The organism is Devosia lacusdianchii, from assembly GCF_022429625.1.
GTDB classification, from domain to species: Bacteria; Pseudomonadota; Alphaproteobacteria; order Rhizobiales; family Devosiaceae; genus Devosia; species Devosia lacusdianchii.
Window position 1 is genome coordinate 461,259 of record NZ_CP092483.1, and the last position, 12,799, is coordinate 474,057.

The following is a 12,799-nucleotide window of genomic DNA, read 5'->3' on the forward strand; positions in this document are numbered from 1 at the left end:
AAAGCTGACCGACAGGACAACATGACATCTTCCCCCTTCCGCCTCGACGGCAAGACGGTTCTCATTAGCGGCGCTGGTGGCGGCATTGGCCGATCGCTGGTGGCCAGCTTCCGTGCGGCTGGCGCCGCCGTTATCGGCGCTGATCGTGAGGCGGGGATGCTCGATGGGCTCGATCTCGCCGGCCAGGTGCTGTTCGACCAGGCCGATCCCAAGGCAACGCGCGCCAGCATCGAGCGCCATCTGGCGGCGTTCGGTGTTCCCGATGCGGTTGTCTCCAATGCCGGCTTTTCGCGTGCCGAACACCTGGGTCAGGTCGATGACGACGTCTGGGCGTCCGAGCTGGCGATCAACCTCAATGGTGCCTATGCCATGACCGACCCGATCGTGGCGGCCATGGCCGAACGCGGCGCCGGAAGCCTGGTGTTCATTTCCTCGGTCAATGCCATCGCGCACTATGGCAATCCTGCCTATTCCGCCGCCAAGGCCGGGCTCGTCGCCTATGCCAAGGCGATCGCGGTGGAACGCGGCGGGGAGGGGGTACGGGCCAATGTGGTTTGCCCCGGCTCGGTGCGCACCCCGGCTTGGGACCATCGCCTTGCCGCCGATCCGACCCTGCTTGATAACGTGCTGCCGCATTACCCGCTGGGCCGCATGGTGTCGCCGACTGAAGTCGCCAATGCTGCGGTGTTCTTCTGTTCCGACGCGGCATCGGGTATTACCGGCACCGTCTTGCCTGTCGATGCCGGGCTGACCGCCGGTAATCTCCGTTTCGTCGATGAAGTGCTGAGGGGAAAATGACCGCTATTTCCGAACTCGATACCCCCGCCGTGCTCATCGATATCGACCGCGTCGAGGCCAACCTCAAGCGCGCCCAGGATTTTGCCGATGGCCACGGCCTCAAGCTGCGGCCCCACATCAAGACCCACAAGCTGCCGCGCTTCGCCAAGCGGGCGATCGAGCTGGGCGCGGTGGGCATTACCGTGCAGAAGCTGGGCGAGGCCGAGGTGATGGCCGATGCCGGCATCACCGACATGCTGCTGACCTTCAACATTATCGGCGCGGCCAAGCTGGCCCGGCTCAAGGCGCTGAACGAGCGGGTGACCATCCGGGTTGTGGCCGATAGCGGGGAATGCGTTGCCGGCCTTGCGGATACCTTCGCCGGTTCGGCCCGGCCGCTGGGCGTGCTGGTCGAATGCGATACCGGCATGGGCCGCTGCGGTGTGCAGACCCCGGCGGCAGCGCTGGCGCTGGCGCGGACGATCATGGCGTCACCGGGCCTGGAATTCCACGGCCTCATGACCTATCCGGCGGCCGGAAAATACAAGGCGGCCGCCGCCTGGCTGGCAGAGGCCAAGACGCTGTTCGACGCCGCAGGAATCGCCATGCCTGTCATCACCACGGGCGGAACGCCCGATATCTGGCATGCCGACGAAGCCGGCGTCGCCACCGAATACCGGCCCGGCACCTATATCTATATGGACCGCTCGCAGGTGGCGGCGGGCGCGGCCAGCTATGACGATTGCGCGCTGACCGTGCTGGCGACCGTGGTCAGCCACCCGACATCGGGCCGGGCGATCATCGATGCCGGCAGCAAGGCCCTGACCAGCGACCTGCTCGGACTGGTCGGGCACGGCTATATCCCCGCCTATCCCGAGGCGAAGATCGTCGGGCTGAGCGAGGAGCACGGCACGTTGGATGTGTCCGCCTATGCCGATGGTGGGCCCAAGATCGGCGAGCAGATCGCCATCATCCCCAATCACTGTTGCCCGGTGACCAACCTGTTCGACCGCGTGCATCTGGTGCGGGGCGGGGAACTGGTCGAGACGGTGGCCGTGGTGGCGCGGGGGAGAGTGGATTGATATCCCCGACGGACCGCTGATCTAGCTCGCTTCCAAGAGCCCAACGCCCTCGCTTACCCCGCTTATCCCCGGGTTTCTCTGTGCACCTATAGTCTGTGCAGTCAGGTCCTCCCGCCCCTCCAGAGGCGGCTTTCGGCCATGACGTTTCCGCAAGACATGGAGCGCCGGATGAAACGAATATTATGCATAGTGCTGTGGGTCCTGGGCATGGCGATGGCCGTCCAGGCCGAACCGATCGCGCTCAAGCGCGGCGTCAATGTGCACGAATGGCTCAATTGGTCGCCCGTAACCTCGGGTGGATCTTATGTCTGGCCGCCATACCGAAGCTATAATGCGTGGCTGTCCGACGGTCGGCCGCTGACGGATTGGCCGGCCGGCGATCAGTTCGTACGCATCAAGGCTATGGGCTTTGATTTCGTTCGCCTGACCATCGATCCCGGTCCGCTGCTCGCCAATACGGGCGCGAGGCGCCAGCAGGCGCTGGATATTCTCGAAGCCGCGGTCCGACGGATCACGGCGGCCGATCTCAAGGTCGTCTTCAACCTGCATCTGGTCAGCCAGGTTCCGGCCTATAGCGAGAGCATTATCGCGGGTGGTGCCGGCAGCGCCGGGGTAACCCTCTATCGCGGCATGGTCGTCGACGTCGCCAACATGCTGGTGGATGTCGGCGTCGACAAGGTGGCGCTCGAGCCGTTCAACGAACCGGCCTATTACCCCTGCGATGCGACCGGCAGCAGCGATTGGCAGACCATCATGGCGACCACGGTCGCCAATATTCGGGCCGTCAGCACTCAGTTGACCGTGATTGCCACCGGCGCCTGCGGTGGCAGCATTACCGGGCTGACCGATCTCGATCCGAGCTTCGACGATGCCAACCTGCTCTACAGCTTCCACATGTACGAGCCGCATAGCTTCACCCATCAGCGGCCCGAGGCCCCAGCCACCTTCTATTCCGGCCTGCCCTGGCCGGTCGGCGGATCTACGCCAGCCGATTGGATTTACTGGGCCCAGGTGAACATGAGTGCCGCCGGCTTGAGCGCAACCGAGCAGCAGATGAACCTGGATGAAGCTAACCCGCGGATTACCGAGTATTTTTCGCAGGACTGGGGGCTGAGCCAGCTCGTGACCAGGGTTCAGGAGGCGACATATTGGGCGGCGATGAACAACATTCCCAACCGGCGCCTGTTCATGGGTGAGTTCGGCGCCATCCTGATGCCGCCGGACTATCACATGGGGACATACGAAGCCGACCGCTCCAACTACGTTCGCGCGGTGCGGGTGCTGGCGGAGAATTTCGGCATCAACTGGTCGATCTGGGAATATTCCAGTCCAACCGGAATGTCAGTCATCCAGCCCATCGGCCCAGCTGTGCCGGATGCCGATCTGCTGACGGCCCTGGGTTTGTAAACCAGCCTGCGACTAGGACAAATTGTGACAACCTGCATCGGCGCGGCTACCCCGGGCCGATGCTACGGGGTGACGGTGGTGCGCAGGTGGTGTAGCAGTACCGCAGGCCTGTTTTGCGACCGATGACGACACACTTCCCTCCCACATTCTTCGACCGACCCGCCACTGACGTCGCCCGTGACCTCATCGGGGTGACGCTGCTCGTCGATGGTGCCGGCGGGCCGCTGGTCGAGGTGGAGGCCTATGATCAGACCGATCCGGCATCGCACAGCTTCAATGGCCCGACGCCGCGCAATGCCGTGATGTTCGGCGCGCCGGGCCATGCCTATGTCTACAAGATCTACGGCATCCATTGGTGCCTCAACTTCGTCTGCCAAACCGGCAGCGCCGTATTGATCCGGGCGCTGGAGCCGATGCATGGCGTCAATCGCATGCATGAGCTGCGCGGCGGCCTTGGGGCGCGGCAACTTTGCTCCGGCCCGGGCAAGCTGTGCCAGGCGCTCGGCATCAGCATCGCGCAGAACGGCCTGCCGCTCGACGCGCCGCCATTCTTGCTGCTGCCGCGTGACGGCGAGCACGACATCGCCACCGGACCGCGCATCGGCATCACCAAGGGCGTCGAAACGCCCTGGCGCTTCGTGCGGCGCGGCTCACCCTTTCTGAGCAAGCCGTTGCGCTAAGGCATCTTCACCTCCCCCCGAGGGAGAGGTGAAGAGTGAAGGAACCATCCTCCGTCTCAGCGATTGGCTGTCAGAGACCGGTGCGCGTCAACCGGACATGGTGGCATAGGGAACGGACTGGTTTTTCCGGTTTCCCGGTCCGGCCAACGAAACGGCAGCCGAGCCTTTGTCCCACCCGTGCTGGTCTCACCGCCACAAATCGGCTGACACCCCGCAAGCTCAATGCCCGACTAACGCGCCGCTCACCAGGCGCGGCGAGATCGTCGGTGGATAGCACCGCGTCGTGATTTCTGCCGCCTTGCGGCTCACCCCGCCGCTGTGATCCAAGGGCGGGGTGAGCACACTTGAATCGAGCATGGACCTGTTCGGGGCGGGAACCACGGCAATGCCGCGCGATCCGCTGGCCGTGCTGCGCGATGTCTTCGGTCATAAGAGCTTCCGCGGCCAGCAGGCCGACGTGGTCAATCATCTGGTCGATGGTGGCGACGCGGTCGTGCTGTTCCCCACCGGCGCCGGCAAGTCCATGTGCTACCAGATCCCGGCTATCTGCCGGCCGGGCGTGGGCGTGGTCATCTCGCCGCTCATTGCGCTGATGCGCGATCAGGTCGAGGCGCTGAAACAGGCGGGTGTCGCCGCAGCGGCGCTCAATTCGTCGCTGACATCGGAAGAATCTTCCGAAGTCCGCCGCCAGTTGCGGCGCGGCGAGCTCGATCTGCTCTATGTGGCGCCCGAGCGGGTGGCGACGCCGGGTTTTGCCAATATGCTCTCGGGCATCGATATCGCGCTCTTCGCCATCGACGAGGCCCATTGCGTGAGCCAGTGGGGCCACGATTTCCGGCCGGAATATCGCGAACTATCCAAGCTCACCGAACTCTTCCCCGGCGTGCCGCGCATCGCTTTGACCGCGACGGCCGACCCAACCACACGCGCCGATATCGTCGAGCGGCTGGGGCTGGATGCGGCGCAGGTGTTCACGTCAAGCTTTGACCGCCCCAACATTTCCTATTCCATCGTCGAGCGCGACAAGGCGCGCGAGCAATTACTGGCCTTCCTCGCGGCGCACAAGGGCAGTTCCGGCATCGTCTATTGCCTCAGTCGCGCCAAGGTCGAGGACACCGCCGATTGGCTCTCCGGCAAGGGCATTCCGGCTTTGCCCTATCATGCGGGCCTGAGCGCCGAGCGGCGCAGCGCCAATCAGGATGCTTTCCTCAAGGAGGAAAATATCTGCATGGTGGCGACGGTGGCGTTCGGCATGGGTATCGACAAGCCCGATGTGCGCTATGTGGCGCATATGGATCTGCCGGCCTCGATCGAGGCCTATTACCAGGAAACCGGCCGCGCCGGGCGTGACGGCCAGCCCGCCGACGCCTGGATGAGCTATGGCATGGCCGATGTGGTGCAGCGCCGCCGCATGATCGATGAAGGCAACGCCCCCGATGAGGTCAAGCGCCTCGAACATGGCAAGCTCAATGCCCTGCTCGGTGTGTGCGAGACGGCCGAGTGCCGGCGCAAGGCCATCCTCAACCATTTCGGCGAGGCCCATGCCGGCAATTGCGGCAATTGCGATACCTGCCGGTCGCCGGTGGAAAGCTGGGACGGCACCGAAGCTGCCATCAAGGCGCTAGCCGCGATCTACCGCACTGGCATGCGCTTCGGCGCGGCCCATGTCATCGACGTGCTGATGGGCAAGGCCACCGAGAAGGTCGAACGCTTCGGGCACCAGAACCAGGCGGTGTTCGGGCAGGGCGCCGATCTCGACGCCAAGGTCTGGCAATCGGTGATCCGGCAGCTGACCGCCTCGGGGCTGATCGTTGTCGATCATGCCAATCATGGGGCGCTTACGCTGGGCGAAGGCTCGCGCGCCGTGTTCAAGCGCGAGCGCGTGGTCACCTTGCGCAAGGATCGGCCAAAGAAGTCGGTCGAGGTGCGCCGCCAGCTCGCCCGCGCCGCCACGGTGCCCGAACATGCACTGCCGCTGTTCGAGGCTTTGCGCGAAGAGCGGACGCGCATCGCCAAGGCCCAGGGCGTACCGCCCTATGTCATCTTCCACGACGCCACCCTGCGGGCCATGGCGCTGGCGCAGCCGCGCCATCCGCATGACATGCTGAACCTGCCCGGCGTCGGCCAGGCCAAGCTCGATCGCTATGGCGAGGCGTTTCTTGCGGTGGTCAAGGGGATCGCGAGTTGAGCAGACCCAAGGCCCCCTCACCCGGCCCCGCGGGCCGACCTCTCCGCCAAAGGGAGAGGTGTCGCTGCGCGACGTGGATGGCACCCACCTCTCCCTTTGGGGGAGAGGTCGACTTGCGCAGCAAGGCGGGTGAGGGGGCCTTCCCGTGACCGAAGTCTCATCAAGCCGCCCGCGCTTCGCCATCGTCGACATCGCCCGTGGCGTCGCCATTATCGCTATGGTGGCCTATCACCTGTGCTGGGACCTCAGCTATTTCCGCTTCATATCAGCCGATGTCGGCTACGATCCGCAATGGGTGGTGATAGCCCGCTCCATCCTGGCGTCATTCCTGTTTCTCGTCGGCGTCGGCCTGGTGCTGGGGCATGGCCGAGGCATTCGTTGGGCCGCGTTCTGGAAGCGCTGGATTTTCGTGCTCGCGGGCGCTTTGGCGATCAGCCTTGCCACCTTCTTGGCCTTCCCCGATAGCTTCGTCTATTTCGGCGTGCTGCATGCCATTGCGCTGTTCAGCGTGTTGGCTCTGCCCTTCCTGGCCGCGCCGCTCTGGCTGCCAGCGCTGGTTGCGATCGTCGTCATCGCGCTGCCGTTCCTCTATTCCGATGCGCTGTTCAACGAAAAACTCTGGTCGGTGATCGGCTTCTGGCAGGTGCCGCCGCCGGCCAATGACCTGGTGCCGATCTTTCCCTGGTTCGGCGTGGTGCTGCTGGGTGTCATCGCCACGCGGCTGGTGCTGGCCTCGCCGCTCTCGGCTCAGCTGGCGGCCATCAATCCGGGCCGCCGCCTGCCGCGTGTGCTGGCTTTCATGGGGCGCTGGAGCCTGCTGATCTATCTGTTGCACCAACCCCTGCTGCTGGGCCTCGTCTATCCCGCCGCGGCCATCCTCAAGCCCGAGATCGGCATGCGCACGTCCGAATTTCTCGGCGCCTGCCAGAGCAGCTGCATGGATGGCGGCACCAGCGCGGAAATGTGCACCACCTATTGCCAGTGCGGCCTTGAGGGGATCGAGGAGAACGAGCTGTGGAACGCCGTCTATAGCGGCATGGTGAGCGCGCAAGAGCAGGTTCTGCTCGACGCCAGCAACCTGCAATGCTCTGCGCTGATCTATCCGGAACTGAACGCTCCGCAGTGAGCCGAGCGCCCTCCCGCGCCAAACAAACCACCGGCCGTCACCCTCGGGCTCGACCCGAGGGTGTTTCACTTCGCCGAGTTCGGTAAGTGCAGAGCCCTCGGGTCGAGCCCGAGGGTGACGGTCGGTGGATGTAACAGCGAGAAGGCGAGTCTCATCGCCGACCCCGATCATTCCGTGGCAAATTTTGCGTTTTTTGCTCAGTTTCTGGCTTGAATGGTAGGGCGAATGCGCCTTTTATGACAGCGCGAGTTGATTTGTCCGAGCTGCGGCTACGGTTGGCTCCGCCCCCGTTCGGACCCCACATATATTTGAAGTCTGGATACTTCCTTGACCACCGATAAGGCTGGCCGCGTCCGATCACGCGGCGATGCTCGGGCACACGTTGCTGCTGCCCATGCCGGCAAGGGCCAAAGCCCCTTGTTGCGGATAACCCTCTATTCGCTGCGCCATCCCTGGCAGGCCGGCACGGCAATTGCCGCGACCATCATCGCCTCGGTGCTGCAATTGCTGATTCCGCGCCTGCTCGGGCACGCGGTCGATCAGGCACAGGGTATTTTGAGCGCTGGGGCCGAAGGGGCGGAGCAAGCCCTGTTCTGGAGCGCCATGACCCTGCTCGGCGTCTCGGTGGCGCGCGGTTTCTTCACGCTGATGCAGAACTATTATTCGGAATCGGTCGGCCACCATGTCGGCTACGAGCTGCGGCTGGCCTTTTACGACAAGGTGCAGCGCCTCTCCTATTCCTATCACGACAAGGTCCATAGCGGCGATCTGATCACTCTGGGTCTGCTGGACCTCGACGGCGTGCGCATGTTCTTTTCGACCGGCTTCGTGCGCACCATCCTGCTCACGGTGCTGATCGGCGTCGGCGCTTACATGCTGCTGTCGACCGATTGGCTGCTCGGTCTGCTCGCCCTGAGCTTCGTGCCTTTCGTCGCCTGGCGCTCGTCGGTGGCCCAGCTCACCCTGCGCGCCACCTGGATCGTGCTGCAGGAGAAGCTTTCGGCACTGACCCGCGTCATGGAAGAAAACCTCGGCGGCATCCGCGTGGTCCGGGCTTTCTCGGGCCAAAAATTCGAGCTCGACAAGTTCGAGAGCGCGTCCAAGGAAGCGCTTCACCTCTCGCATGAGCGCGTCGGCATTCGCGTGCGCAATACCTCGGCGATGACCTTCTCGTTCTTCGCCGCCATGGGCCTGGTGCTCTGGGTCGGCGGCAACAAGGTGATCGCGGGCGAAATGAGCGTCGGCACGCTGGCGAGCTTCCTGACCTTCATGACCATCCTGCAAATGCCGGTGCGCCAGCTTGGCCTGATGGTCAATTCCTTCGCCCGCGCCTCGATCTGTGGCGACCGCCTGTTCGGCTTTCTCGACGAGCCGCTCGGCATCGAAGACAAGCCTGGCGTGCCCGACCTCAAGGTCGCCGAAGGCACGCTGCGCTTCGAGGACGTGCGCTTCACCTATCCCGGCGCCACCCATCCCACGCTTGACGGCGTGAGCTTCGAGGCCCGGGCCGGCCAGACCATCGGCATCGTCGGCGCCCCCGGCAGCGGCAAGTCGACGCTCGCCCATCTGATCCCGCGCTTCTATGACGTAACGGGCGGCAAGATCACCATCGATGGGCAGGATGTCAGCGATGTCAGCCTGCAATCGCTGCGCCGCGCCGTGGCTGTGGTGCAGCAGGACTCGTTCCTCTTCACCACCACTATCGAAAACAACATCGCCTACGGCGATCCGTGGTCCAAGGAAACCAAGATCGAGAAGGCGGCCGAAAGCGCGCAACTGCACAATTACATCATGGGCCTGCCCGCCGGGTATGACACCGTGGTGGGCGAACGCGGCGTCTCGCTGTCCGGTGGCCAACGCCAGCGCCTGTCGATCGCGCGCAGCCTGGTGCTCAAGCCCGCGGTGATGGTGTTCGATGACTCGACCGCCGCCATCGACGCCGGTACCGAGCACCGCATCCGCAGCGCCATCCGTCGCTATGCCAGCGATCGCGTCACGCTGGTGATCAGCCACCGCCTGAGCTCGCTCCTGCATGCCGATACGATCCTGTTCCTCGAAGGTGGCAAGATCGTCGAACAGGGCAGCCACGACGAACTGCTGGCCAAGGGTGGCCGCTACCGCGCGCTCTATGACCTGCAGACCCGCCCCACTGAAGACCTCGAAATCGGGAGTGCGGCCCAATGAGCGCCGTCGACGACGAAGACCGCGAAGTTGCCGCCTTTCCGGGCCAGCGCCCGCCGCGCGCCAGCGTGGGCAGCCACCGCATTGAAGAGGAAATCTTCGGCAAGGCCTATGACCCCAAAACGGTGCGCCGCATCTGGGCCTTCGTGCGCCCCTATCGCACCAAGATCTATCTGTCGGTTGCCGCCGTGTTGGTATTCACCGCGACCCAGCTCGCCATTCCGCTCATCATTGGCCGCGCCATCGACAGCGGCATGACCGAGGGCGGCAACTCGACCAACCTGCTCTGGGCCGTTGGCATGTTCGCCGTGGCCGTGTTGTTCAACTTCGGTGCGTCCTACGTGCAGGAAACCGAAGTGGGTAAGGTCGCCGAGAACGTGCTGTTCGACATGCGCCGCGCCATGTTTGCTCAGCTCCAGCGCGTGTCGCTGAGCTTCATGGACAAGACCGAGGTGGGCCGGCTGATGAGCCGCCTGCAGGGCGACGTCAATTCCATGCAGGAATTCTTGGAAACCTCGGTGATCTCGGTCGGCGACATGGTGCTGCTGGTCGGCATTGTCGTCGTGCTGCTGTCGCTCGATTTCCGCCTGGGCCTGCTGACGCTCTCCACCATGCCCATCCTCTTCATTGTGCGCATCTTCTGGCTGCCGCCGGCCAAGCGCGCCTTCTGGGCGGCGCATGAGACCAATTCGATCACCGCAGGCGCCATGGCCGAGGGCATTAATGGCGTCCGTACCGTGCAGAACCTCGATCGTCAGAAGGTCAATTTCGACCTCTATGACGACAAGGCCTATAACAACCTGCTGACCCAGCTCACCGGCTCGCGCTATGCGCAGGTCATGGTGCCGATCGTCGATAGCCTCACCGGCATAGCCATGGCCATCGTCGTCGTGGTGGGTGGCTCGCTGGTGCTCAATGGCGGGCTCGAAATCGGCGTCATCGTCGCATTCCTGTTCTATATCCAGCGCTTCTTCGATCCGATCCGCTCGCTGACCATGCAATATTCGATCATGCAGCGTGCCATGACCTCGGGCCGCCGCATCACCGAAGTGCTCGATATCCCGACCTCGATCAACGACAAGCCCAACGCCGTCACCCTGACGCGCGACATGGATGGGTCGGTCGAATTCAAAGATGTGACCTTCGGCTACCGCGCCGAAAATCCCGTGCTCAAGAATGTGAGCTTCAGGGTCAACCCGGGCGAGACGGTTGCTCTGGTCGGGCCAACCGGCTCGGGCAAGACCTCGGCCATGTCGCTGGTGCACCGCTTCTACGAGGTGCAATCGGGCGCCGTGCTGGTCGGCGGACACGACGTGCGCGACATCACCCAGCAATCGCTCGGCGAGCAGGTGGCCATGGTGCTGCAGGAGCCGTTCCTGTTCACCGGCAGCGTCTTCGACAATATCCGCTACAACAAGACCTCGGCGACGATGGACGATGTGGTCGCCGCGGCCAAAGCCGTTGGCGCGCACGAGTTCATCTCGCGCCTGCCTGGTGGCTATGATGCAATGCTCGAACAGCGCGGCTCCAATCTGTCGCTGGGCCAGCGCCAGTTGCTGAGCTTTGCACGCGCCCTGGTGGCCGACGCCAAGATACTGGTGCTCGATGAAGCCACGGCCAATATCGACAGCTACACCGAGCGGCAAATCCAGAAGGCCTTGCTCATCCTGCTCGAAGGCCGCACCGGCATGGTCATTGCCCACCGCCTCGCGACCATTCGCGGCGCTGATCGCATCATCGTCCTGCAGAACGGTGAGCTAATCGAAACCGGCAACCACGACCAGCTCATGGAAAAGGGCGGGCTCTATGCCAAGCTCTACAACATGAACTATGCCAGCTTCGACGATATCCCCGACGAGCTGGTGTCCCAGGTCAACGCCAGGGCGGCAAATACCTGATCGAGGACTAGGCAAAGCGGAGTGGTCTGCTAGGGTCCGCACAAAATCGGAGCCACACCATGCGCTTAGCCCTCGCCGCCGCCCTGCTGCTATCCACCGCGCCCGCTTTCGCGGTGGACGCGGTGACCTACAAGGGCAAGCTGGGCAAGTATGAAATCCTGGTCGAGCTGACCGATCCGGGCGCCGACATCGTTGCCGGCCGCTACAGTTACATGGCCAAGGGTGGAGACATCCCCCTCAGTGACGGAAAGCGGATGGACGATTCCATCATTCTGTCCGAGGAAGCGCCGTGTACCGAGGAAACCTGCGCGGGAGACGGTTTCGAGGTGCCCATCGGCGCGACATGGACCTTAACTCTGGACACAGAAGGTGCTCTGCGGGGCAACTGGACCCCGGCTGGCGGTGGCAAGGTGCTCGACATTGCGTTGACCGAGGTCGGCCGCCGCGCACTACCCGAGGACGCTGAGGTCAGTGCCTACGGGCTTTACGACAGTGTGTTCAGCCTGACCTATGACGGCGAATTCAACGCCGAGACGACGCCCTACGAATTCGCCAAGATGGATGTGGCGCTCGAAGAGGGTCCGGTGGAAACGCTCGAGGGCTCGAGCTTCCGCTACGTCACCGACCCGCGCACCAAGTTCCCGTTCCCGCGCATCGTGTCGCTGGCCGATGGCAGCTCGCCTGATGCGGCCAACGCGGCTTTGGCCAATCGGCATGCGCGGATCAACTACTACGCCTTCGACTGCCTGGCGCAGGTCTATGCCGGGTTTGGCGCTAACCAGTATTCGCTGGGCATGGGTGCAGGAACGCTGGGCGATTACGACAGCGAACAGGTCATCCTGGATTACCTTTCCCCGACGGTGATGAACTGGGTGGAATCGGGCAGCACCTATTGCACCGGCGCTCATCCCAACAATCACAGCGACACCACCATCGTCGACGTGAAGACCGGCCAGCCCTTCCCACTTGGCAAGGTGTTCAAGGATTGGATCGCGACCGGCAGTATTGCCGATTATGGTTCGGACGTGGATCAGGCGGTGGCCCTGGAAGCGCCGGGCGAGTATTTCTGGGCCGCAGGCCAGTCGCTGATCGACTATGCCATCGCGCGCTGGGAGCCGGTCGCCGATGGCACCTACGAGGGCTGCGAAACCGAAGAGTACATCGCCTCCAATCTGGCGCTGCGTTTCGTGCCGGGCGACCAGGTGCTGTTCACCATCGAAGGCCTGCCCCATGTCAGCTTCGCCTGCAGCGAAGACCTGTTCACGGTCAAGCTGAGCGAGATTCCGGAACTGCTGACACCAGAGGCGAAAGAGTATTTCCCGTCGCTTGCTGACTAAGGCCGCGGTTCGCTTAGGGGCACAATCCACTCATCCTCCACCGGCGCTCCCTCGGGCTTGAGGTCGTAACCGCTGCGGTGAACCTTCGTTCCCGGCACCCCCTCATGCCCAATCCGTCCTAGT

The 12,799-nt window shown here is 63.7% G+C and carries 9 protein-coding genes; all 9 read left to right on the plus strand.

Going from position 1 to position 12,799, the window contains the following annotated elements; genetic code table 11:
- Positions 1-21: 21 nt before the first annotated feature.
- The 9 genes from MF606_RS02290 to MF606_RS02330 all read left to right on the plus strand — a co-directional run bounded on the left by MF606_RS02290 (position 22) and on the right by MF606_RS02330 (position 12,676).
- Positions 22-798 (plus strand): SDR family oxidoreductase, encoded by a 777-nt coding sequence (locus tag MF606_RS02290; protein WP_240232004.1) that lies wholly within the window; start codon positions 22-24, stop codon positions 796-798.
- Entirely contained in the window at positions 795-1,859 is a 1,065-nt protein-coding gene (locus MF606_RS02295) for a D-TA family PLP-dependent enzyme (protein ID WP_240232006.1), read from the plus strand. The genes MF606_RS02290 and MF606_RS02295 overlap by 4 nt, the downstream gene beginning before the upstream one ends.
- 168 nt (positions 1,860-2,027) lie before the next feature.
- Positions 2,028-3,266: a glycoside hydrolase family 5 protein gene (locus MF606_RS02300; protein WP_240232008.1), complete on the plus strand. Its 1,239-nt coding sequence runs from the start codon at positions 2,028-2,030 to the stop codon at positions 3,264-3,266.
- Between the two features lie 122 nt (positions 3,267-3,388).
- Entirely contained in the window at positions 3,389-3,946 is a 558-nt protein-coding gene (locus tag MF606_RS02305) for a DNA-3-methyladenine glycosylase (protein ID WP_240232010.1), read from the plus strand.
- A gap of 355 nt (positions 3,947-4,301) precedes the next feature.
- Positions 4,302-6,134 carry a DNA helicase RecQ gene (gene recQ, locus MF606_RS02310; protein ID WP_240233934.1) on the plus strand — a complete coding sequence of 611 codons (1,833 nt, stop codon included), beginning with the start codon at positions 4,302-4,304 and terminating at the stop codon, positions 6,132-6,134.
- 145 nt (positions 6,135-6,279) lie between these two features.
- Complete coding sequence (locus tag MF606_RS02315) at positions 6,280-7,260, plus strand: heparan-alpha-glucosaminide N-acetyltransferase (protein WP_240232012.1); 981 nt, start codon at positions 6,280-6,282, stop codon at positions 7,258-7,260.
- Between the two features lie 327 nt (positions 7,261-7,587).
- Positions 7,588-9,444, plus strand: coding sequence for an ABC transporter ATP-binding protein (locus MF606_RS02320; protein WP_240232014.1), 1,857 nt, complete (start codon positions 7,588-7,590; stop codon positions 9,442-9,444).
- Complete coding sequence (locus MF606_RS02325) at positions 9,441-11,339, plus strand: ABC transporter ATP-binding protein (protein WP_240232015.1); 1,899 nt, start codon at positions 9,441-9,443, stop codon at positions 11,337-11,339. Before MF606_RS02320 ends, MF606_RS02325 begins: the two co-directional genes overlap by 4 nt.
- A 59-nt stretch (positions 11,340-11,398) precedes the next feature.
- Positions 11,399-12,676, plus strand: a complete 1,278-nt coding sequence (locus tag MF606_RS02330) for a hypothetical protein (RefSeq protein WP_240232016.1) — start codon at positions 11,399-11,401, stop codon at positions 12,674-12,676.
- Positions 12,677-12,799: the final 123 nt, after the last annotated feature.